We start from the raw sequence: 21,916 nt of genomic DNA, 5'->3' as shown, positions 1-21,916 counted from the left end.
GTTTGGAAACAAGCCAAATATCACTGGCGACGTTTTATCACCTGGACTCAGGACACAATGGAGGATGAGCTAAATACGCTATTGGACGGTTATGGAGAACAATTTGTAATTAATTTTTCTTGAGCACTTAAATGGATAACTTAACGGAGTTGTTTGTTGATGTAGCTGATGCATTAGGTATTGAATCTACTTCTATAGTGGAAAAAGATCACTACATTGTTGAACTTTTACATTTAATTAGATCGTTAGCATTTGACTCACATCAATTAATAGTTGCTGGTGGTACTGCTTTGGCAAAGGCAGGAATATCACTTAATCGAATGTCGGAAGATGTTTATATCAAATTGGTGCCAAGACCTGAATTTACAAAAGCTCAGTATTCTCGTTCTAAGCGAAAGGGTATAAGAAAATATATTGTCCAAATGGCGGTATTTAGTAAAACGTTTTTCTAAAGATTAGTCTCCATTTATGGCAGAGTTCAATAAAATATCTTTATAGATAAAGTAATGGATTTAATTTTCGGAATTAATTTCTATCCCAATAGAGCCATGCATCTTCTGCATACCGCATCTTTCATTTGGGTCAAGTATTCAATCTGTTGATCTAGCAATACACACGATAGCATTCGATTAGTTCAATCGTCTTATTCTACTGGCTTTGTTCGGCATTAAAATTGACTTTATAAAACCAGAATACACACATTGAATACATAACCTTCATTTGCATTTCATCAAAGGTTAAAAAAATGTAAATATTTGTTCACGGCTGCCTTCAATATTTATAGAAAAATAAGAGGTCATTATGAATAGGCAAAAGCTCATGCAGCAAATCATTATCGCCATTCTACTGGGGATTATTACTGGCTGGGGATTTCATCATTATCTTGATGCTAACCAGACAAAAGAAGTTGCCTCCTATATCAATATCATCACCGATGTATTCTTACGCTTGATAAAAATGATCATCGCGCCACTCGTATTTGCCACGATTGTTACTGGGCTTGTGTCAATCGGCGGGTCATCTTCTGTCGGGCGCATCACCATCAAAGCGATGGTATGGTTTATTATCGCGGGATTAGTCTCAATTGGCATTGGTATGCTGATGGCTAACCTATTTCAGCCCGGCGTTGGGCTTAATATTGCTATTCCACAGCAAGGCGAGACGAATACAGGTTTGAATAGCAGCGGGTTCTCGCTAAAAAGCTTTATTAGCCATATTTTCCCGAGTAGCTTCGCTTCTGCGATGGCGAATAATGAGATCTTACAGATCCTGATTTTTTCCATATTTTTTGGTGCGGCACTTTCATATATCTGCCACAACAGCCAGAAAACCAGCCCGATCGTGACGTTGATTGAAGATCTGGGACGCATCATGTTCCGTATCACAGACTATGTGATGTCATTTGCGCCGATAGCCGTGTTTGCTGCCATTGCCTCCGCTGTGACTGTGCAGGGTTTGGGGTTGCTGTATGACTACGGCAAACTGATAGGTCTCTTCTATCTTGGTCTATTTTTACTTTGGGCGATTCTGGCAGCCGTTGGATTCTTCTTCCTCGGTAATGGCGTGTTTTCACTGATGAAATTGATCAAGGAACCGGTGGCACTGGCGTTTGCGACCGCGAGCAGCGAGTCGGCCTACCCCAAAACCATGAACGCGCTGGATCGCTTTGGCGTACCGAAAAAAATCTCCAGTTTTGTATTACCGCTGGGCTATTCCTTTAACTTAGATGGTTCGATGCTGTACCAATCTTTTGCGGTGATCTTTATTGCACAGGCCTACAACATTGATTTGAGCGTGACAGAACAAATCTTGATTATGTTGACGCTGATGATCACGAGCAAAGGAATGGCAGGTGTCGCACGAGCTTCGGTGGTGGTCGTCGCGGCGACATTACCGATGTTCAGCCTGCCAGAAGCGGGAATCCTGCTCATCCTCGCTATTGATCAATTTCTTGATATGGGACGTACAGCGACGAATGTCGTCGGTAACAGTATTTCCACTGCCGTGATTGCTAAGTTGGAAGAAAAGCAGGGAGGCGAAGCCCCGCGCCAAGAAATTTGAACATACTTGCTGTACTCTGCTCAGCGATTACAGCAATTTCGAGCCTATCTCAGTAGGCTCTTGATGTGATGGAAGAATGGTTAATTGGTACATCGTGTTTTCATATATTGCCAAAAGCGCTCAGAAGAAGGATTGAGGCGGGAGTAAGTTCGATAAATAAAAACGCCCATTTTTATCGAAGCTTGCTCTGGCACCAACAAACACAGCTTCTGCTTCTTGAGTTCCTCACGGATTGAATAGTCCGGCAACCAGCCGACGCCATGACCATCCAGTACCATGCGTTTCAGCAGTTCGCTCATGGATGAAAGACAAAAATAAGTGAACTGCTCCCTGAAATCTTTCTCCAATAACTGATTTACCTGGCGTCCCATATAACTTTCATCGGTATATTTCATCAACGGCAATGGCGTATTTTCCAAATGATACAATGACTCACCATCAGGATCACAGCCAGAGACAAGATATAACTGAGCATCCAGCACTTTATGATGAAGGAACGGTGATGTCATTAATTCTTCATTAAAGAAAGACAAAATAAAATCATTTTTACCGTTTTTAAGATTATGAACCGCTTCATCAACATTGATGGATTCAACATTAAAAACTTTATCTGATTTCTCTGCAAAACCGGAAATTAACTCAGGAAAAAGAGAAATAGAAAGTGAGTGGGCAGCAGCAATATTAATGCGGTATTTAGATATTTCTCCACCTTTTAACTTACCGATTTGATATTCTATATCACCAAGAAGATTTCTGACATAAACAATAAAACCTCTTCCTTGCAACGAAAGCTGTAATGGATTCGAGTTACGATTAAATATTTCAAAACCGACAGCATTCTCAAGAGCCTGAATCCTGCGGCTAAAAGAAGATTGAGATATATTCCTCCGTTCTGCGGCAAGCGTAAAACTTCGTAACTCCTCCAACATTACTGCATCATATAACCATTTTAGCTCAATATTATTAAACATAAATCCACCATGCAAAATAACGCTTTCTGATATCAATAAATAAAACAGTTTATGCAAATTCAACATAGGCCATAGAAATATTGCAATCACGAACCGTAATTTATATGCCATCATAACGATTACTTATGGAGATGGCATATGAAAAAAATAATTGGCATTCTTGGCGGCATGGGGCCGGCCGCAACTGTAGATACAATGGAAAAGATAATTCAATATACACCAGCAAACAGAGATCAGGAACATATTCCTGTTATTACCGTTTCTTTTCCTGATATTCCAGACAGAACGGAAAGTATACTTTCTGGTGGAGTATCGCCATTAAATAATATGTTGGCTGCATTGAGAATATTAGAGTCATCGGGAGCACGGTGTATTATTATGCCGTGTAATACAGCACATTATTGGTATGATGAGTTAAAAGCATCAACTAAAATGTACTTTCTGAATATGATTGAAATTACTTGTAACAAAATCGTAAGGGATGGGGTTAACAACGTTGCGATTCTTGCTACAACTGGAACGATAAAGGCACGGCTTTATCAATCTCGGTTGGAAAAAGAAAAGGTGAACTTTGTGGTTCCTGATGATATTCAGCAGGGAGTTATTATGGAAAGTATTTTAGTTTATAAAAGTGGAGATGAAGAAAAGGCTTATTGGTTAATAGAATCGGTTATTTCTCAGCTTAAAAATGTTGGGATTGAAAAATTTATTATGGGGTGTAGTGAGATACCGGTTATTCTTAAAAGGGAAGGTAATACGGATAGGTATATTGATGCTACGGAAGAATTAGTTAGATGCGCAATTGATTGGTGCTATTTTGATGAAAGTTATGTTTGATGAAATTAAATAGAACTATAGGTAAATAGCTCTACTATTTTTTGTGGTGGGAATAAAAAATATAACATGTAAGGCTAAATTTAAAATTTGAGTTTTGATTAACAAATAGTGATGCTGAAATTCTTAACTCGGAGAATTATCACTAATACGAATGGGTTATGTATTCAATGTGTGTATTCTGGTTTTATAAAGTCAATTTTAATGCCGAACAAAGCCAGTAGAATAAGACGATTGAACTAATCGAATGCTATCGTGTGTATTGCTAGATCAATAGATTGAATACTTGACCAAGAATTTTGCTAAATTAGAGAATATATGATAGGGAAATATGTACATAGAATTGACTGATTTTTGAAAAAATTTCTTGTTATTAGTCAATCATATCATTTTTTCGAAAAAGAGGTTCTTATGTCTAATATAAATGATCCTAAAGTTAGAAGCAGGATTATGCGTTCAATTAAAAGTAGTGGTACATCTATAGAAAATAAAATTGAGAGGATTATTGTAGATTTAAATGTTAATTATAGAAAACAAGTTTCGGGTTTACCCGGAAAACCTGATTTTGTTATAGATGAGTATAAATCAGTATTATTTGTCCACGGGTGTTTTTGGCATGGACATAAATGTTATATATTTAAACCTCCTGTGACAAGGAGGGATTTTTGGCTAAAAAAAATAAATAGAAATATTAATAGAGATAAAGTGGTTGTTAACTCTTTAATCAAATTGAATTGGAAGGTGTTGATTGTATGGGAGTGTTCTTTAGTAGGTAAATATAGATTATCTTATAAGGGGCTATCAGAAAGGATAGAGGAGTGGTTATGTGAAGATTATTTATGTGCAGAAATTGATTTTGAAGGTATTCATATCTGTCATATCTAAAAAAGTAAGAAGGGACATAATGCCAATGTAATTTTATTAGTAAATATATTTATAAATTGATTTTTATGTCTAATATATCATGACATATTTATGTATGATTGTAAATCCTTTCTAGGTAATGAATTATAAAAAATGTATTTCTATCGGATAAGGGTATTTAATAAAAATTATATTAAATAATTTAATTAATATTTATTTTTTATAGTGTTATAGGTGAATTAATGACTATAATTGGGTATCACAAATGAAAAAATTTGATTGTTTTTTATGCTTTCCCTATATTGATTTTAAAATTATTATAAGTGGTTATTTCTGATTTGCTTTTGATTTTTTGTTGTAATTCAATCAGTAAAACTGTGGCATTCGTCCAGGTTAAAAATTTAAGAATATACTAATTTTTATTCATTATTTTTTCTGTGGCTATGAAATGCTCAATTTATTAATTAATTAATTAATTAATTAATTAATTTAACTTGATTTTAAGGTGAATTTAATGATATTGATTGTTTTTTATGTAAATCTGTTAAGGTATTTTTATGTATATATCCAGCATAATTGAAACTACGATTAAAAAATCAATATCAGACTATTTTAGTAGGAAAAGGCGAAGTAAAAGTAGGCCATGTCTTAGATAAGATATTTCCTAGAGAAAGGCGTATTCGTTCACTTATTGGTGGTTTAGAAACTTCTTTAGGTACTCAATTGTGGGAGCCTTTGGCATTAGCATTTGCAAGAGAGAATGGATTCAATATATTGGATCATAAAAGATTGAATGAAAAGGTACCAATTATACCTGATAAAGTTCGTTATTTTATATCTAATTACGAAACACAGAAAAAAATATTGTAACAGTATCGGCATTTGAATTTTATAAAGAAATTTGTAATTTTATCAAAAAAGAAAATATTATCGTAGATAAATATCAGAAAATGCCAAAAGGTGAAGGTGTTGATATTTGGATTGAAAAAGATGGTATAGAATATTTGATAGATATCAAAACTACTCAAATCAATGCTAGCGCTGGAACAAAATGCATGTCTACTCAAGCTAATTGGTATGCGTATCGTGCCTTGGCTCAGACCAAAAATAATGTAGTATGCTTATTGGCATTTCCATTCAATCCTCATATTGGAAAGAATTTCTGGCAAAAGGAGCAAGGGAAGGTTCGTCCTTTAATCCCTGGAAAAGAAGCTGTAGTTGCAGATGAGTTTTGGGATTTTTTGTTAGGAGAAAAAAATACAACAAAACTAATTTTTGATGTTTTTGAAAAATTGGGTAAGCAGGATTTTGGTAAGCAATTTTCTCAAATATTTGAAATGAAATAAAGACAAAAGGCTTGCGATTAGCAAGCCTTTTGTCTTTTTTAGCTTTCAATTTTGTTCATTAATCTGACTAGTGAGCGGCCTAATGCTAATGCCATATTAACAGGCACTGCATTACCAATCTGTTTATAGATAGCTGTCAGTGAACCTTGAAATATCCATTCATCAGGGAATGTTTGAATACGAGCATACTCTCTAATTTGGAGAGGGCGCGTTTCGGTTGGATGGCAACGTTCAGTTTGTTTTTGCGCTGGGGATGTTGTTAATGTCAAGCTTGGTTCATTTAAAGATAGTCTACGAGCCATGCCAGTTTTTCCACCACCTAAGAAATAGCTATTTTTCATGTACTCGCGTTGTAATTCATCAGGTAAATCTTTCCAATACCCTCCTTGTGGAACTACAGACATGATTTCGCGTTTATGTTTTGGGTAAATTTGTCCTAACGACTCAGGTACATCGTTTTGATATAACTCACCAGCGAAAAATGCATCTCTTAATGTCATTACCCGTTTATAAGGGGATGGCCAATGGAATTTGCCTTTTGATGCTACATCCTTACGTATTCCAACTAATATTAGTCGCTCACGTTTTTGTGGCACTTTGTAGAAAATTGCTTTTAGAACCTTAGGCTCTACAAGTTCGTAACCTAGTTCATCAATTACATCTTTAATGACAGAAAGTGTTTTACCATCATCATGAGTGAGTAATGCCCTAACATTTTCAGCTAAAAAAACTTTGGGTTGTAGCTCTTTGATTGCCCGAGCCATTTCAAAGAAAAGGGTTCCGCGAGTATCTTCAAAGCCCAGGCTTTTTCCTGCATAAGAAAATGCTTGGCAAGGAAATCCACCTGTTAATACATCCACTGTTTCCTTTATTTGATTAAAATTTATTTTTCCGATATCGCCTTCAGCAACATTCCAATTAGGGCGATTGTATCTTAATGTTGCACATGCATGTTTATCTAATTCATTAAGAAAAATGCTTTTTAAACCGGCTTGTTCCATACCTAGCGCTAATCCCCCCCCTCCGGCAAAGAGTTCAACTAAATTGTATTCACGATTTGGTGTGATTTTGGACTCTTTGTCCCAACTTGAGTTAACAATGCCTTGTATCTCAGGGTGGTGTAAAACTTGGGCTTGATGAATTAGCCCAGTTTTAGAATTAATAATTAGTTCTCCCTTACGTATGCGAGATTCAATAGTAGTTTTGGATTGGGACAGGATGTCAGCCAATACTTCTATGCTAAAGTGTTCATTATTCTGGACATCAAACATATGACGCTTCCAATAAGTTACCAATTACTGTCTAAATATACATAATTATTCTATTTAGGTCCACTATTTTTTTATCGATTTTTTATTTTTATTTTATCGATTTAATTTTTGATTCATAATATTCTTTTTTAAGTCAGGAGGTTATTTTGAAGGCATTTAATAGGAAAAAGTTAAAAGACGCTATCAGGTCAGATATTAAGCTTGTATATCAGGCTCAGCAGGAAAAGTTAGATCTTTATAGAAATACCCTTGATTGTTTTTCGGCATCAATAGATGCCCTGATCCAAGGTATAAGTATTGACGATTGGTTACAGCAAGAAAAAGCACGACAAATTCAAAAAACTAAACAAAATGCTATTGGATCGTTACATGAGAAAATTATGGGATCCGTTGCAGGTGTTGAGAATCTTCCTGTTGGAAATCTAATAGATATTGTTGCTGATAGGCTTAAAATGGTAGCTGAAATCAAAAACAAGCACAATACAACAAAGGGAAATCACAAGGTTCAGATCTATCGCGATTTAGTGAAAGCAATTGAGGATAAACCGGGATATACAGGGTATTATGTAGAAGTATTACCTAAAGGCCAGAAAATCTATAATGAACCTTTTACTCCGTCAGATAATCAGGTAAAAGTTCGTTTGCCTGCCCGTGAAGATATAAGGGTAATTGATGGTAAGTCTTTTTATTCTCTAATTACCGATCATGAAAATGCCATTTATGAATTATATCAAGAGATTCCGAAAATAGTTTCAGAAATTATTGAAGAAGAATTTGGTAAGAAGCTTGATCCTGATAGTTTAGTGGAATCTGAAGCTTTTTCTGATAACTTTTTAATGGCTTATGGAGATAAATTCTCTTAGTTAGATTTATGCTTCTAAGAAGAAAGGTGAGCTAAATTTTTTTAACATTAGGTGTATTAGCTCAGACTAGATCTGACATTTCAATTTGAAAAGAAAAGAGTTACCTGCTTTGATTAAAGGTACTGAATCTACAATCAAAGAATAGAGGTAACTCTCAATGTTACGTATTCTAACGGACAGAGGCACCGAATATTGCAGGCGTGTTGAGTAGCACGATTACCCGCTGTACCTGGCTATAAACGATATCGACCATAGCAAAACAAAGGCGATGTCACCGCAAACAAATGGCATCTGTGAACGCTTTCACAAGACCATATTGAATGAATTTTATCATGAGCCCTACTCGCCGACACAATACCAACAAAAATAGCCTACAAATACGACAGCACCAGCGTAATCGCTCCCGGAATTAGGCACAACCCACCATCTGGTGTCATCCGTTGCACACCAAAGTACATCGAAAGAGCCTCTGCCACTGCACTACCCAGAATATGTAGTAGATCACAAAAACAAGCAATTACACACCATTCATGTACAGAGCCGATGCTCCCAACACCCCAAACTCACTTCCCAATACCAACCGGATAAGACTCAAACAAATACCCATCGAAATTAGGATCATCGACATCTGATAATTCAAGCAAGCTCTGTTTCACATTCTCTAAATGCTGCCACATCGTTTGTTTCGCTGCTGCGGGATCTTTTTTGATCATCGCTGCCAAAATTGCCTGATGATCATTCAACCACGCTTTACGATAGTCAGTATTGGCAATTCGGCTATGTAGTTTCATCCACATAGGATTATTCTCACGCCACGTCCAAGATTGTTTAAGTGATTCAACTAACATACTGTTATGCGTTGCCTGTGCGATGGCTAAATGAAACTCTCTATCACCGGATTCACTTTCTCCTGAAATCAGATCATTTTTCTCTTTTTCCAATGCGTTGCGCATATTGACAATATCGATCGGAGTCACTTGGAGCGCTGCAAACTCAGCAATATTGCTTTCCAATAATTGGCGGGCTTGTAATAACTCAAAAGGCCCTGCGGCATTGATGGTTATATCGCTTGGATAAGTGCATGGCAGTCGAATGATATAAATACCTGAGCTTTTGCGTACTTCAATGAGGTTTTCCAATTCCAATACAATTAACGCTTCACGAATAAGGGTGCGAGAAACGCCAAATTTTTCTGCAATTTCACGTTCTGTAGGTAGACGATCACCGGGAGAATAATCCATATCTATAATCATCTGACGTAGTGATTGGGCTACTTCATGATAGGGGCGCTTGGATTCTGCAAAGTTCATCATTAATGCCGCCGTAAGGTTATATACTATCCCGTCGTCTTTCACGTTGCTTCTTTGTTGGCTGCGCTCACTCACCCCAGTCACATAGTTATCTATGCTCCCGGGGATTACTGAGAGGCTCCTGCCTCTCACCGGAGGCCAGTCTTTGGCTGGGCAAATTCGTTCCCGACGAATTTGTCGTTTCCTTGCCGCCGCGATGCAACGCGAAATCCATAGGGTATAAATGGATCGACTAAAAATGATGGTATTCTAAGACATCAATGCCAGAAATATAACCACCTATTCTTGTTACAATAGGTGGTTTTAATAGAAAATTATTCTACTTTACGCACTCTATTTACCATTTCGAATAATTCTGGGTGCGTTTTAGCAATATCGTCATACAGGGGTTTTACCGCGTCTTGGAAGAGGGCTTTATCCACGACAATAAACTCAACACCTTGTTTTTCTGCTTTAGCATGTTCTTCCTGTTCTGATTTTTCCCAAAGTTGAATCATGTATTTTGAGGAGTTCAGTGCCGCTTTTTTCACAATCTCTTGCTGTTCAGTCGTTAATTTATTCAACGACTTGTTCGATATTAACAGTACATCAGGGATCATCGTATGCTCATCCAGCGAAAAGAATTTTGCCACTTCATTATGGCGGCTTAGCGTAAAAGAAGTAATGTTGTTTTCCGCTGCATCCACAACGCCTTGTTGCAATGCGGTATAGAGTTCACCATAAGCTAATGGCGTTGGATTTCCTCCTAACCTTCTCACCATCGCAATGGCGGTAGGGCTGGGTTGTACGCGAATTTTTAAACCTTTTAGATCTTCAGGCGTTCTAATCGGTTTTTTTGCATAAAAACCGCGTGCGCCCGCATCATAATAAGTGAGACCAATAAACCCCATGGTTTGACTAGAATCTAGGATTTCTTTACCAATATTGCTATTGATTATTTGTTGATAGTGCGCTTTATCGCGGAATAAATAGGGCAAGTTGAAAATGGAATAAGCGGGAGAGAAGGCTTCTAATTCTGCTGCATTAGATTTAGCAATATCCAAGGCACCATTTTGCATCAATTCAATGGATTCACGTTGGTTGCCCAATTGAGAATCAGAATAGATGCGAATACGAACTTCCCCGTTGGTTTTTTCTTTTACTTCGTTCGCGAACTGGGTCATGGCCTTATGAACAGCATGGTCTCGGTTCTGGTTATGGCTAAGTTTTAGGGTTGTCACGGCGAAAGCCTGAGATGTCCCCAGCATAAACATGACGCCAGCCGCTATGCCCGTCACTATGTCTAAAATTCGTCTGCGATTCTGCATGTTTGATTCTCCAGAGGTAAACGTAGATTTTTGTTATTTTCTGTGGACAAACCATAATCAGATCTTACTGATTGGGCAAAAGGAAAAATTAAATTGGTCGACCTTAATCACAAAAAAATGGCATTATTGGTTAACCTTTTTGGTTTGTGATCTCTCTCACTCTCTTCAGGGCGTTATTTCAATGTCTTTAGTGCGATCGGTATAGACTCTACTGTCTATGTAGTCTTTAATTGGTAAACCAAAATGACAGGGATAAAATAAATGAAAAACCTTGTAGCGATTACCAATAAAAGTTTGGCATTTTTTATAATCTGCCTGCTGGCCTTTCTGGTTTTATGTGTGTCATGGCAGGTCATTTCTCGTTATGTCCTAGGTGCACCGAGCACTGAGACAGATGAATTAGCACGTTATCTGTTTATGTGGGTCGCAATGATTGGCGCGGTATATACAACAGGGCAGCGTCGTCATCTTGCTATCGATCTGTTGATCATGAAATTAACAGGAGTAAAGAAAAGCATTATCGGCCTGATTATTCAGGCAGCAATCATTTCGTTTTCTTCTATTGTGCTGCTTTATGGTGGCAGCCTTCTTGTTTCATCGACACTGGGAAATGGTCAAATCACACCTGCGTTAGGTTGGCAGATGGGATACATCTATTTATGTTTGCCTATTAGCGGAATATTGATGATTTTCTATGCGATGGTTGATGTGATCTCGATACTTCAGCATTTTTCTGGTCAACCGCCAGTGGTGTCTGAGAGTCATTAATTTGTGGAGATGAGAGGTTAGAGTATGGATTGGTCTGTCATTACCGCACTCTTTGGCACATTTGCAATATTACTGGCATTGAGTGTCCCCGTTTCTTTTGCAATCGGCTTATCTTCATTAGTCGCCATTACTATGACATTGCCGCTGGAATCTGCGATCACGGTTGTTGCGCAACGTATGGCTGCGGGAGTCGATAACTTCTCTTTATTAGCGATCCCGTTCTTTATTCTTGCCGGAAATATTATGAACCAAGGCGGGATTGCGGCGCGTTTGATCAATCTGGCTAAAGTGATTGGCGGTCGTTTGCCGGGATCATTAATGCACGTCAATATTATGGCGAACATGCTTTTCGGGGCAATTTCAGGCTCGGCAGTGGCGTCCGCTGCTGCGGTAGGGGGAACAATGGCACCGATGCAGAGAAAAGAAGGATACGATCCTGAGCTGTCTGCAGCTGTGAATATCGCGTCTTGTCCTTCTGGTTTGCTGATCCCACCCAGCAATACCTTGATTGTGTACTCGTTAGTTTCGGGGGGGACATCTATTGCTGCCTTGTTCTTAGCGGGTTATATCCCCGGCATTATTATGGGGATTTCACTCATGATTGTGTCTGCCATTATTGCCAAGAGGAAGCGCTACCCTATTGCACCACGGTCAACATGGAGCGAGTTTTTTGATACAGCGTGGAAAGCTATACCGTCATTAATGCTGATTGTGGTGATTATGGGGGGGATTATTGGGGGGATCTTCACGGCGACAGAAGCATCAGCCATTGCGGTTCTCTACAGCTTTATCCTCGCAGTAGTTATTTATCGTGAAGTCAGTTTCAAGCAACTGCCCAAAATTATTCTTGATTCAGCCGTTACCACATCGATTGTTTTATTGCTGATTGGCGTATCAATGGGGATGTCCTGGGCAATGGCCAATGCTGATCTGCCGTATCTGATTTCGGATACGTTGATGGCGGTTTCTGATAATCCACTGACCATCCTGCTGATCATTAATATCATCCTACTGATCGTGGGGATCTTTATGGATATGACACCTGCCATTTTGATCTTCACGCCGATTTTCTTACCCGTTGCGATGAGTATGGGGATCGACCCTGTTCACTTTGGCATCATCATGACATTTAATTTAGCCATTGGAATTTGTACACCTCCCGTAGGCAGTGCTTTATTTGTGGGTTGCTCTGTGGGGGAGGTGAGTATTGATAAGGTACTAAAACCACTGCTCCCAATGTATGTTGCGCTGATCTCGGCGCTGGCGCTCGTGACATATCTGCCACAATTGAGTTTATGGTTACCTGAATTAGTTTTGAATTAGTTATAGGGGGGAGTTATGAAACAAACTTGGCGTTGGTATGGGCCTGAAGATCCTGTTTCATTAGCGGATATCCGTCAGGCAGGAGCAACAGGGATTGTGACGGCGTTGCACCATATTCCCAATGGCGGAGTCTGGTCTATCGAAGAGATAGAACAACGTAAGGCACTGATTGAAGTTAATCAACTTGAGTGGACAGTCGTAGAGAGTGTTCCTATTCATGAAGATATCAAAACGCAGACAGGGGAGTACGATCAATGGATAGCAAACTATCAACAAACCTTGCGTAACCTCGCTGCCTGCGGGATCAAAACAATATGCTACAACTTTATGCCTGTTCTGGATTGGACACGTACTGATCTCGAATATGAATTACCTGATGGCTCAAAAGCGTTGCGTTTTGATCAAATAGAATTTGCCGTTTTTGATATTCACATTTTGCAACGCCCTGCCGCAGAAAAAGAGTATCCCGATGATGAAATTGTGCAAGCACAATCACGTTTCGCTTCAATGACAGAAGAAGAAAAACAAAAACTGACAAACACGATTATTGCTGGTCTTCCTGGTGCAGAGGAAGGCTATACCTTAGAACAACTTCGCCAACACCTAAAACGTTATACAGACATTGATAAGGCCAAATTGCGTGAGCACTTTGCTTATTTTCTGAAAAAGATCATTCCGATTGCGGAAGAAATCGGCATCAAAATGGCCGTGCATCCTGATGATCCCCCTCGTGAGATCTTAGGTCTGCCACGCATTGTTTCTACAATAGAGGATATGCGTTGGATAGCGGAAACAGTAGACAGTAATGCCAACGGCTATACGATGTGCACCGGATCTTATGGCGTGCGCGCGGATAATGATTTGGTAAAGATGATCAAATTATTTGGTTCCCGTATCTATTTCCTCCACTTACGCTCAACCCTACGGGAAGAAAACCCATCCACGTTCCACGAAGCGGCACATCTTGCCGGTGATGTGGATATGTATGAAGTGATCAAAGCGGTCGCAGAAGAAGAACATCGCCGATTGGCAGCGGGTGAAAATCACCTTATTCCAATGCGGCCTGATCATGGTCATCAAATACTTGATGATTTGAAAAAGAAAACGAACCCTGGTTATTCAGCAATCGGTCGCCTGAAAGGATTAGCTGAAATTCGTGGCCTTGAGTTGGGCATTCATCGTGCCATCATGGAAAAAAATCTTGTCAATGCGGTAACTTCTGTCCCATGCCCTCGTTGGACAACCAAACGCCTGACTTCCCGTATAGTGCATTTAGGGTGCGGTGCATTTCATCGGGTGCATCAGGCGCTTTATACGCATTATGTATTAGAGCAAACAGACAGTGATTGGGGGATTTGTGCTGTCAATCTGATGTCAAAACAGAGTGTCACACTGATTGAAAATCTAAAAAAACAATCCATGCGCTATACCGTCGCAGAGAAAGGGCAGGAGGGGATCACATTAAAAATTATTGGTTCAATGAAAGAAGGGATGCACCCATTAATTGATGGCATTCAGGCGATTATCGAAAAAATGGCGCACCCTGATGTCGCAATCATCTCTTTGACAATCACTGAAAAAGGATATTGTACCGATGCCGCGACAGGGCATTTAGATCCCAATAATGAATTAATTATTAAAGATATTGCTAATCCTGCTGTGCCAAGATCAGCCATAGGGTATATCACTGCGGCCTTAAGATTACGTTTTGAGCGCCAGCTACCCTCTGTGACAATTTTATCGTGCGATAACGTTCGGGAAAATGGGCATGTTGCCCGTGAGGCTATATTGAGTCTGGCGCGTTTGCAGGATGAAAAATTGGCACAATGGATAGAAAACCAAGTGACATTTCCCTGCACGATGGTGGATCGTATTGTGCCGGCTGCCACACCAGAAACGCTAACTGAAATTGCCCAACGGCTGGGCGTTGAAGATCCTTGTGCTATTGCCTGCGAACCTTTTCGCCAATGGGTGATTGAAGATAACTTTGTGAATGGGCGTCCAGATTGGGATCTTGCCGGTGCGCAATTTGTGGACGATGTGGCACCATTTGAAATGATGAAGTTGCGCATGTTAAATGGTGCCCATTCATTTCTGGCTTACTTAGGCTATTTGGGTGGCTATGCGCATATCTCCGATACGATGACAAATGCCGATTATCGTCGGGCTGTGTATGCACTAATGCTGAATGAACAAGCCCCAACATTGTCGATGCCAGAAGATACCGACTTAGTGGCCTATGCGGATAACTTGATCGAACGGTTCACTAATCCGGCGTTAAAACATCAGACATGGCAAATTGCGATGGATGGCAGCCAGAAATTGCCACAGCGCATGATTGACTCCATTGAATGGCATCTCGTGCAGGATAGTGACTATGGTAGAGATTACCGCTACTTAGCGCTTGGTGTGGCGGGTTGGATGCGTTATATCAGTGGCGTGGATGAACAAGGTCAACCCATTGATGTGCGTGATCCATTAAAAGAAACTTTTGCGGCTATTTATGCCGAATATGGCCATTCTGCTGCTGTGGTGGAAGCGTTACTATCAATTGAATCGATCTTCGGTAAAAAATTAGTAAAAAACCGTGTATTTGTCGATAACGTTACCAAAGCCTATCAAAACTTACTGAAAGTTGGTGCCCGCCAAGCGATTGCGGCTCTTTGTCCATAGAGGAAATATCAATGAAAACCTTTATGTGTGAAGATTTCCTGTTAAATAATGACGTTGCCCGCTGCCTTTATCATGATTACGCCGCATTGATGCCTATCTATGATTATCACTGTCATCTCAATCCAAAAGAGATTGCGCAAAACCGCCGTTTCCACAATCTTGGTCAAATCTGGTTGGAGGGCGATCATTATAAATGGCGGGCGATGCGTGCGGCAGGGATTGAAGAGGCGCTGATTACCGGAGCTGAAAGCAGTGATTACGAAAAATACCTTGCCTGGGCAAAAACGGTTCCTCTGACGATCGGCAATCCACTTTATCACTGGTCACATCTGGAATTGCGACGCCCATTTGGCATGAGAGGTAAATTATTTGGGCCTGACACCGCAGAGGCTATCTGGCATGAAGCGAACGAGAAACTCTCTCAGCCTGAATTTTCTGCCCGTGGCATTATGCAGCAAATGCAGGTACGAATGGTAGGAACAACGGATGATCCTATTGATTCTCTCGAATATCATCAAAAAATCGCAAAAGATAAAGACTTTACTATCCAAGTATTACCAAGCTGGCGTCCGGACAAAATCTTCAAAATTGAGTTGTCGGGTTTTTGTGGCTATCTCGAACGATTAGGGAAAGCCGCAGATGTCGTTATCGGGCGTTTTACGGATTTATTGAAGGCATTAGAGCGCCGCCTCGAACACTTTCAGAATCACGGTTGTGTGGCATCGGATCATGGTATTGAACATGTGCGTTATGCGCCGATCCCCAGTGAAAACGTGTTAGATATCATTTTGCAAAAGCGCAGACAAGGGCAATTACTCAGTGAATTAGAAATAGCACAATTCACAACTGCGGTACTGGTTTGGTTAGGTAAGCAGTATTCAAAGCGTGGCTGGGTCATGCAAATGCATATTGGCGCTTTGCGCAATAACAACACGCGTATGTTTAATCTGTTAGGGCCAGACAGCGGTTTTGATTCCATTGGAGATAATCATATCGCTTACCCATTATCACGCTTGCTGGATGAGATGGATAAAACTGATGAATTACCGAAGACCATTCTCTATTGCTTAAACCCCCGTGATAATGAAGTGATCGCGACCATGATTGGCAATTTTCAGGGCGGAATCCTTGCACAGGATGGGAAAAGTATCGGGGGCAAAATCCAATTTGGATCGGGCTGGTGGTTTAACGATCAAAAAGACGGTATGCAGCGTCAATTAGAGCAACTCTCCCAATTAGGCTTATTAAGCCAGTTTGTCGGTATGCTGACAGATTCACGCAGTTTCTTATCCTATACCCGTCATGAATATTTTCGGCGCATTCTCTGCAATATGCTAGGGAACGGAGTCGAAAATGGTGAAATTCCACACGATGAAAAAATGCTGGGGCAGATAGTTCAGGATATCTGCTTCAATAATGCTAAACGCTATTTTCAGGCTGTGAAGGATTAAAGGATGCAGATTCGGAAAATTGCTCTGATTGGCGAATGTATGATTGAGCTGAATGGCATCCCATTTGGTGCCATGACACAAAGCTATGGCGGTGATGTGTTGAACAGTGCAGTCTATCTGGCTCGCGCTGGAGGCGATATGTTTGATGTACATTTCGTCACGGTGATGGGAACAGATCCCTTGAGTGAAGGCATGATCTCACGCTGGCAGCAAGAAGGCATTAATACTTCGTTAGTGTTGCGTGATAACGTGCGTCAGCCCGGTTTATATCTGATCCAACTTGATGAAAAAGGTGAGCGCACGTTTCTTTATTGGCGCAATAACTCAGCTGCGCGTTATCTCTTGCAGCATTCAGATTACCCCATATTGCGCCAGCAATTGCAGGACATGGATGTGCTCTATCTCAGCGGGATCAGTCTGGCGATTTTGCCGGAAAATGATCGCCAACGGCTGCTCATTGATTTGAAACAGTTATCTTCTGAAGGGAAGGTTATTTTCTTTGACAGTAATTATCGTCCGGCCTTATGGGGAAATGAAAAGAGGGAAAGTGAAGCGCAAGCCCGTGAGTGTTATCAGCAAATGTATGCCATCACTGATATTGCGTTAGTCACTGACGATGATGAGGCGAGTCTCTGGGGCGATACTTCAACTGAGGAAAGTTTTTATCGCCTGAAAAGAATGGGGGTTAAACAAGCCATTATCAAAGCGGGTGAGCGGGGCTGTTTTTATCGTGACTTAAGCAGTTGCAATGCCACACAACCTATTAAGACCCAACCTGTGACACCTGTCGTTGATACCACTTCGGCAGGCGATGCTTTTAATGCGGGTTTTATCACGGGGCGGTTAAATGGGAAATCCATTCATGATGCCGCATTAATGGGGCATCAGCTCGCCGGGGTGGTGATACAGCATAAAGGTGCGATTATTCCGCAGGCAGCGACACAAGGGGTTATCGCGCGTTTTTTCAATTCGAACGAAATTGGAGAGAATGAAAATGCAAGAGATGATGATACGTTTGCGTCAGATTAAAATCGTGCCTGTGATAGCCATTGAAGAGGCCAAAGATATCATTCCTCTTGGTCACGCATTAGCAGATAACGGCCTGCCTATTGCTGAAATCACATTTCGTACCGAGCGTGCCGCCGAAGCGATCAGTCTACTGAAGGCTGAGCGGCCAGATATGCTGATCGGTGCAGGAACCGTACTTCATGGTGAACATGTTCGTCAGGCAAAAGCGGCAGGGGCAACATTTGTTGTCTCTCCGGGACTTAACCCAAACACTGTACAGGCGTGCCGGCAAATCGGTATCCCGATCATTCCCGGCGTGAATAACGCCAGCACAATCGAACAAGCGCTGGAATTAGGCATCGATTTTGTCAAATTCTTTCCTGCTGAACCATCGGGTGGAATGGTGATGATTAAAGCGCTACTGGCACCGTACCCACAGTTACAAGTCATGCCAACAGGTGGGATCAGTGTGAAGAACATTCGCGATTATCTTGCTATCCCACAAATTGTGGCATGTGGTGGATCGTGGATGGTTAGCGCACAGTTGATCCGAAATAAGGAGTGGAAAAAGATAGGTAAATTGGCACGAGAGGCAGCGGCGTTAGTGAATGCCTGCTAAGGTGATATTTTTTATGAAGCTTATACCCAATGGATTTCAAGTTGCATCGCGGCGGCAAGAGAGTGAGTCCCCGGGAGCATAGATAACTATGTGACCGGGGTGAGCGAGCGTAGCCAACAAAGAGGCAACTTGAAAGATGAAGGGTATATATCTCTCTGATACGCTGTGTGAATAGATTAAAAATGATTGAAAGCATCTGGTAGTAAATTATTTTCAAGCGCTTAAATTTAGTTCAGGATGGTTCGAAGCGTTATCATTTGTGAAATGATAATAAAAAATGACATATTGTCATTGTTTCGGCTTTCAATTTGGGCTTACTGCGTTTATCATGCGCGCTTCGTAATTTCAACCGGCGCCACTGGCTTTGAGCTTTAGCGGAGAAATGATGCCTCCTGCTAGCTGACACAGTCTTTTCCCGTGGTGGTTCTATCTGCATTATTCCAAGGGATAGATGATAGCATAAATGACTGAGAATACCTCTCCGACACCACTTGTTGAATTGAAAGCCTTGAATAAGGGTTTCGACGGCAAACAAGTTATTTCACAGCTCGATCTGACAATCAATGATGGCGAGTTCCTGACCATTCTGGGGCCATCCGGTTGTGGCAAAACCACAGTACTCCGTCTGATTGCCGGGCTAGAAGATGCTGATTGTGGCAAAATTTTACTGGAAGGGCAGGATATTACCGATATTCCCGCCGAACACCGTCACGTTAATACGGTCTTCCAGAGTTATGCCTTGTTCCCCCACATGACCGTATTTGAAAACGTCGCTTTTGGACTTCGAATGCAGAAAACACCGGAAAAAGAGATTGCTCCGCGTGTTGAAGAAGCATTGCGCATGGTTCAGCTTGAAGCGTTTGCCCAGCGTAAACCTGCCCAGCTTTCCGGTGGCCAGCAGCAGCGAGTGGCGATTGCCCGTGCGGTAGTCAATAAACCCAAAGTCCTGCTGTTGGATGAATCACTGTCCGCGCTCGATTACAAATTGCGCAAGCAGATGCAAAATGAGCTGAAGGCGCTCCAGCGTAAGCTCGGCATCACCTTTATCTTCGTTACCCATGATCAGGAAGAGGCTCTGGTCATGTCAGACCGCATCGTGGTTATGCGTAACGGACGCATTGAACAGGATGGTTCTCCGCGTGAGATTTATGAAGAGCCGAAGAACCTGTTTGTTGCCCGCTTTATCGGCGAAATCAATATCTTTGATGCTGAAGTATTGCACTGTATTGATGAGCAGCGGATACGCGCTAATGTTGAAGGCCACGAATGTGATATTTTCACTTCGCTACCTGTGATGGTCGGGCAAACTCTGAAAGTATTGCTGCGCCCGGAAGACCTGCGCGTGGAAGAGATCAACAACGGTGAGCAGGTATCGGGTCTGATTGGTTATGTTCGTGAGCGTAATTACAAGGGCATGACGCTGGATTCAGTGGTCGAAATGGAAAATGGCAAGATGGTCATGGTGAGCGAATTCTTCAACGAAGACGATCCTGATGTTGACCATTCCTTGAACCAGAAAATTGCTGTGACTTGGGTAGAAAGCTGGGAGGTTGTGCTGGTCGATGAAGAAGACGCGTAAGCTATTCCAGAATATCGTCATTACGGGCATCGTCGCTTGGCTGATGTTGTTCGTCTTTTTGCCGAATCTGATGATTATCGGAACCAGCTTCCTGACTCGTGATGATGCCAATTTAGTGAAGATGGTATTCTCGCTGGATAACTATACCCGATTGTTCGATCCGCTGTACGCCGAGGTGTTGCTGCATTCGCTGAATATGGCGATTGTGGCGACGTTGTGCTGTCTGGTGATTGGCTATCCGTTCGCTTTTTTCTTGGCACGCATGCCGCAGAAATTGCGTCCGCTCATGCTATTCCTGCTGATCGTACCGTTCTGGACGAATTCGTTAATCCGTATTTACGGCTTGAAGATGTTTCTCAGTACCCGCGGATATTTGAATGATTTTCTGCTGTGGGTGGGGGTTGTTGATAAACCATTGCGCATTATGTACACCTCTGAAGCGGTTGTATTAGGACTGGTTTATATCCTGCTGCCGTTTATGGTGATGCCGCTCTATTCCAGCATTGAGAAACTGGATAAACCCTGTCTGGAAGCGGCGCGCGATTTGGGGGCAAGAAAATTGCAGACGTTTATCCGCATTATTGTGCCACTCACCATGCCGGGTATTATCGCCGGTTGTTTGCTGGTATTGCTGCCAGCGATGGGGCTGTTCTACGTGGCTGATTTGATGGGTGGGGCAAAGAACCTGTTGATCGGTAACGTGATTAAGAGTCAATTCCTCAACATCCGTGATTGGCCGTTTGGAGCGGCGACTAGCATCTGTCTGACGCTGGTAATGGGGCTAATGTTATTTGTTTACTATCGTGCGGCTAAGCTATTGAACAAGAAGGTGGAACTGGAATGATCAGACGCCTGTTGCGCGGTGGCTTCATGACCATCGTTTATGCTTACCTGTATATTCCGATTATCATTCTGCTGGTAAGTTCGTTTAACCAATCCCGTTTTGGTATTAACTGGCAGGGTTTTACCACTGAATGGTACAGTCTGCTGTTCTCCAATGATAGCCTGCTTCAAGCGGCAGGCCACTCTCTGACGATGGCGGTAGCATCCGCTACGTTTGCGACCTTGATTGGCTCTTTAACTGCGGTGGCTTTGTATCGTTACTCATTCCGTGGCAAGAAGTTTGTCGGCGGCATGTTGTTTGTGGTGATGATGTCGCCGGATATCGTAATGGCGATTTCCTTATTGGTGCTGTTTATGCTGCTCGGCATCTCACTGGGGTTCTGGTCGCTGCTGTTTTCGCACATCACCTTCTGCCTGCCGTTTGTGGTTGTCACGGTTTACTCCCGCCTGAAAGACTTCGATGTCAAGATGCTGGAAGCAGCACGTGATTTGGGAGCAAGTGAACTGACCATCCTGCGAAAAATCATCCTGCCGCTGGCGATGCCGGCAGTCATGGCGAGTTGGTTACTGAGTTTTACCCTGTCGATGGATGATGTGGTTGTTTCCTCATTTGTGACGGGGCCAAGCTATGAAATCCTGCCACTTAAGATTTATTCAATGGTAAAAGTGGGTATTTCGCCGGAAGTGAACGCATTAGCAACGATTTTGTTACTTATGTCGTTGGTTTTGGTGATGATTAGCCAATTTTTAATGCGCGATCGCACGGGTAAGTCTTAATCTTCTTTTAAGCATGATTGTAGATTGACCACGCTTTTGCTCTATTGA

At 41.5% G+C, this 21,916-nt stretch carries 19 protein-coding genes and 3 pseudogenes; 18 read left to right on the top strand and 4 right to left on the bottom strand.

Translation table 11 applies throughout. The features are described 5' to 3' along the window. Positions 1-131: 131 nt before the first annotated feature. Both BM135_RS12720 and BM135_RS12715 read left to right on the top strand, forming a co-directional pair. Positions 132-422, top strand: a pseudogene (locus BM135_RS12720) (nucleotidyl transferase AbiEii/AbiGii toxin family protein); the annotation flags it as partial. A 379-nt stretch (positions 423-801) separates the two neighbouring features. Beyond that, positions 802-2,061, top strand: coding sequence for a dicarboxylate/amino acid:cation symporter (locus BM135_RS12715; protein WP_092520110.1), 1,260 nt, complete (start codon positions 802-804; stop codon positions 2,059-2,061). Between the two features lie 80 nt (positions 2,062-2,141). Here the strand turns inward: BM135_RS12715 and BM135_RS12710 are convergent, their stop codons facing one another. Continuing rightward, the gene (locus BM135_RS12710; protein ID WP_092520111.1) at positions 2,142-3,032 is read right to left on the bottom strand and encodes a LysR substrate-binding domain-containing protein; all 891 of its coding nucleotides are present in this window, start codon (positions 3,030-3,032) and stop codon (positions 2,142-2,144) included. A gap of 138 nt (positions 3,033-3,170) precedes the next feature. On the opposite strand from BM135_RS12710, the gene cuyB reads away from it, so the two are divergent. From cuyB to BM135_RS12690, 4 genes are all read left to right on the top strand, one after another. Further along, entirely contained in the window at positions 3,171-3,869 is a 699-nt protein-coding gene (gene cuyB, locus BM135_RS12705) for a cysteate racemase (protein ID WP_092520109.1), read from the top strand. Between the two features lie 408 nt (positions 3,870-4,277). After that, on the top strand, positions 4,278-4,751 hold the full coding sequence (locus BM135_RS12700; RefSeq protein ID WP_092520108.1) for a very short patch repair endonuclease: 474 nt from the start codon (positions 4,278-4,280) through the stop codon (positions 4,749-4,751). Positions 4,752-5,306: 555 nt separating this feature from the next. After that, positions 5,307-5,600, top strand: coding sequence for a hypothetical protein (locus BM135_RS12695; protein WP_092520107.1), 294 nt, complete (start codon positions 5,307-5,309; stop codon positions 5,598-5,600). Beyond that, positions 5,594-6,076, top strand: coding sequence for a TdeIII family type II restriction endonuclease (locus tag BM135_RS12690; protein ID WP_339385131.1), 483 nt, complete (start codon positions 5,594-5,596; stop codon positions 6,074-6,076). The genes BM135_RS12695 and BM135_RS12690 overlap by 7 nt, the downstream gene beginning before the upstream one ends. Before the next feature lie 38 nt (positions 6,077-6,114). Here the strand turns inward: BM135_RS12690 and BM135_RS12685 are convergent, their stop codons facing one another. Next, positions 6,115-7,347, bottom strand: a complete 1,233-nt coding sequence (locus BM135_RS12685) for a DNA cytosine methyltransferase (protein WP_092520105.1) — start codon at positions 7,345-7,347, stop codon at positions 6,115-6,117. Between the two features lie 146 nt (positions 7,348-7,493). Here BM135_RS12685 and BM135_RS12680 point away from each other — a divergent pair, with 146 nt between their 5' ends. Together BM135_RS12680 and BM135_RS12675 are read left to right on the top strand one after the other, a co-directional pair. Further along, positions 7,494-8,210, top strand: coding sequence for an Eco47II family restriction endonuclease (locus BM135_RS12680; protein ID WP_175486125.1), 717 nt, complete (start codon positions 7,494-7,496; stop codon positions 8,208-8,210). A 151-nt stretch (positions 8,211-8,361) separates the two neighbouring features. Next, positions 8,362-8,568: pseudogene (locus BM135_RS12675) on the top strand (IS481 family transposase); the annotation flags it as partial. A 205-nt stretch (positions 8,569-8,773) separates the two neighbouring features. On the opposite strand, the gene BM135_RS12670 reads toward BM135_RS12675, so the two are convergent. Together BM135_RS12670 and BM135_RS12665 are read right to left on the bottom strand one after the other, a co-directional pair. Continuing rightward, entirely contained in the window at positions 8,774-9,523 is a 750-nt protein-coding gene (locus BM135_RS12670; RefSeq protein ID WP_092520102.1) for an FCD domain-containing protein, read from the bottom strand. A gap of 311 nt (positions 9,524-9,834) precedes the next feature. Further along, complete coding sequence (locus tag BM135_RS12665) at positions 9,835-10,827, bottom strand: TRAP transporter substrate-binding protein (RefSeq protein ID WP_092520090.1); 993 nt, start codon at positions 10,825-10,827, stop codon at positions 9,835-9,837. Between the two features lie 261 nt (positions 10,828-11,088). Here BM135_RS12665 and BM135_RS12660 point away from each other — a divergent pair, with 261 nt between their 5' ends. The 10 genes and pseudogenes from BM135_RS12660 to potC all read left to right on the top strand — a co-directional run bounded on the left by BM135_RS12660 (position 11,089) and on the right by potC (position 21,868). Next, a complete protein-coding gene (locus tag BM135_RS12660; protein ID WP_092520088.1) occupies positions 11,089-11,595 on the top strand; it encodes a TRAP transporter small permease in 507 nt (168 codons plus the stop codon). Positions 11,596-11,619: 24 nt separating this feature from the next. Further along, complete coding sequence (locus BM135_RS12655) at positions 11,620-12,918, top strand: TRAP transporter large permease (protein WP_092520086.1); 1,299 nt, start codon at positions 11,620-11,622, stop codon at positions 12,916-12,918. A gap of 15 nt (positions 12,919-12,933) precedes the next feature. After that, positions 12,934-14,115: pseudogene (uxuA, locus tag BM135_RS17055) on the top strand (mannonate dehydratase); the annotation flags it as partial. Beyond that, the gene (locus tag BM135_RS17050) at positions 14,107-15,591 is read left to right on the top strand and encodes a fructuronate reductase (RefSeq protein WP_175486127.1); all 1,485 of its coding nucleotides are present in this window, start codon (positions 14,107-14,109) and stop codon (positions 15,589-15,591) included. The pseudogene uxuA and the gene BM135_RS17050, both read left to right, overlap by 9 nt. A gap of 11 nt (positions 15,592-15,602) precedes the next feature. Continuing rightward, positions 15,603-17,042 (top strand): glucuronate isomerase, encoded by a 1,440-nt coding sequence (gene uxaC / locus BM135_RS12645; protein WP_092520082.1) that lies wholly within the window; start codon positions 15,603-15,605, stop codon positions 17,040-17,042. Between the two features lie 3 nt (positions 17,043-17,045). Then, positions 17,046-18,071: a sugar kinase gene (locus BM135_RS12640; protein WP_092520080.1), complete on the top strand. Its 1,026-nt coding sequence runs from the start codon at positions 17,046-17,048 to the stop codon at positions 18,069-18,071. Beyond that, entirely contained in the window at positions 18,037-18,669 is a 633-nt protein-coding gene (locus tag BM135_RS12635) for a bifunctional 4-hydroxy-2-oxoglutarate aldolase/2-dehydro-3-deoxy-phosphogluconate aldolase (protein WP_092520079.1), read from the top strand. Before BM135_RS12640 ends, BM135_RS12635 begins: the two co-directional genes overlap by 35 nt. Positions 18,670-19,132: 463 nt before the next feature. Then, positions 19,133-20,248, top strand: coding sequence for a spermidine/putrescine ABC transporter ATP-binding protein PotA (gene potA, locus BM135_RS12630; RefSeq protein WP_092520076.1), 1,116 nt, complete (start codon positions 19,133-19,135; stop codon positions 20,246-20,248). Continuing rightward, complete coding sequence (gene potB / locus BM135_RS12625) at positions 20,232-21,092, top strand: spermidine/putrescine ABC transporter permease PotB (protein ID WP_092520075.1); 861 nt, start codon at positions 20,232-20,234, stop codon at positions 21,090-21,092. The genes potA and potB overlap by 17 nt, the downstream gene beginning before the upstream one ends. After that, positions 21,089-21,868 carry a spermidine/putrescine ABC transporter permease PotC gene (gene potC, locus BM135_RS12620; protein WP_092520074.1) on the top strand — a complete coding sequence of 260 codons (780 nt, stop codon included), beginning with the start codon at positions 21,089-21,091 and terminating at the stop codon, positions 21,866-21,868. The genes potB and potC overlap by 4 nt, the downstream gene beginning before the upstream one ends. The last annotated feature ends 48 nt before the right edge of the window (positions 21,869-21,916 follow it).

Source organism: Xenorhabdus japonica, from assembly GCF_900115195.1.
GTDB lineage: Bacteria > Pseudomonadota > Gammaproteobacteria > Enterobacterales > Enterobacteriaceae > Xenorhabdus > Xenorhabdus japonica.
This window is presented reverse-complemented; position numbering and strand designations above follow the sequence as displayed.

What these genes read in the sequence shown, in the direction of transcription:
- BM135_RS12715 (WP_092520110.1), top strand. Translation starts at nt 802, where the DNA reads ATGAATAGGCAAAAGCTCATGCAGCAAATCATTATCGCCATTCTACTG.
- BM135_RS12710 (WP_092520111.1), bottom strand. Translation starts at nt 3,032, where the DNA reads ATGTTTAATAATATTGAGCTAAAATGGTTATATGATGCAGTAATGTTG.
- cuyB (WP_092520109.1), top strand. Translation starts at nt 3,171, where the DNA reads ATGAAAAAAATAATTGGCATTCTTGGCGGCATGGGGCCGGCCGCAACT.
- BM135_RS12700 (WP_092520108.1), top strand. Translation starts at nt 4,278, where the DNA reads ATGTCTAATATAAATGATCCTAAAGTTAGAAGCAGGATTATGCGTTCA.
- BM135_RS12685 (WP_092520105.1), bottom strand. Translation starts at nt 7,347, where the DNA reads ATGTTTGATGTCCAGAATAATGAACACTTTAGCATAGAAGTATTGGCT.
- BM135_RS12670 (WP_092520102.1), bottom strand. Translation starts at nt 9,523, where the DNA reads ATGATGAACTTTGCAGAATCCAAGCGCCCCTATCATGAAGTAGCCCAA.
- BM135_RS12665 (WP_092520090.1), bottom strand. Translation starts at nt 10,827, where the DNA reads ATGCAGAATCGCAGACGAATTTTAGACATAGTGACGGGCATAGCGGCT.
- BM135_RS12660 (WP_092520088.1), top strand. Translation starts at nt 11,089, where the DNA reads ATGAAAAACCTTGTAGCGATTACCAATAAAAGTTTGGCATTTTTTATA.
- BM135_RS12655 (WP_092520086.1), top strand. Translation starts at nt 11,620, where the DNA reads ATGGATTGGTCTGTCATTACCGCACTCTTTGGCACATTTGCAATATTA.
- BM135_RS17050 (WP_175486127.1), top strand. Translation starts at nt 14,107, where the DNA reads ATGGAAAAAAATCTTGTCAATGCGGTAACTTCTGTCCCATGCCCTCGT.
- uxaC (WP_092520082.1), top strand. Translation starts at nt 15,603, where the DNA reads ATGAAAACCTTTATGTGTGAAGATTTCCTGTTAAATAATGACGTTGCC.
- BM135_RS12640 (WP_092520080.1), top strand. Translation starts at nt 17,046, where the DNA reads ATGCAGATTCGGAAAATTGCTCTGATTGGCGAATGTATGATTGAGCTG.
- BM135_RS12635 (WP_092520079.1), top strand. Translation starts at nt 18,037, where the DNA reads ATGCAAGAGATGATGATACGTTTGCGTCAGATTAAAATCGTGCCTGTG.
- potA (WP_092520076.1), top strand. Translation starts at nt 19,133, where the DNA reads ATGACTGAGAATACCTCTCCGACACCACTTGTTGAATTGAAAGCCTTG.
- potB (WP_092520075.1), top strand. Translation starts at nt 20,232, where the DNA reads ATGAAGAAGACGCGTAAGCTATTCCAGAATATCGTCATTACGGGCATC.
- potC (WP_092520074.1), top strand. Translation starts at nt 21,089, where the DNA reads ATGATCAGACGCCTGTTGCGCGGTGGCTTCATGACCATCGTTTATGCT.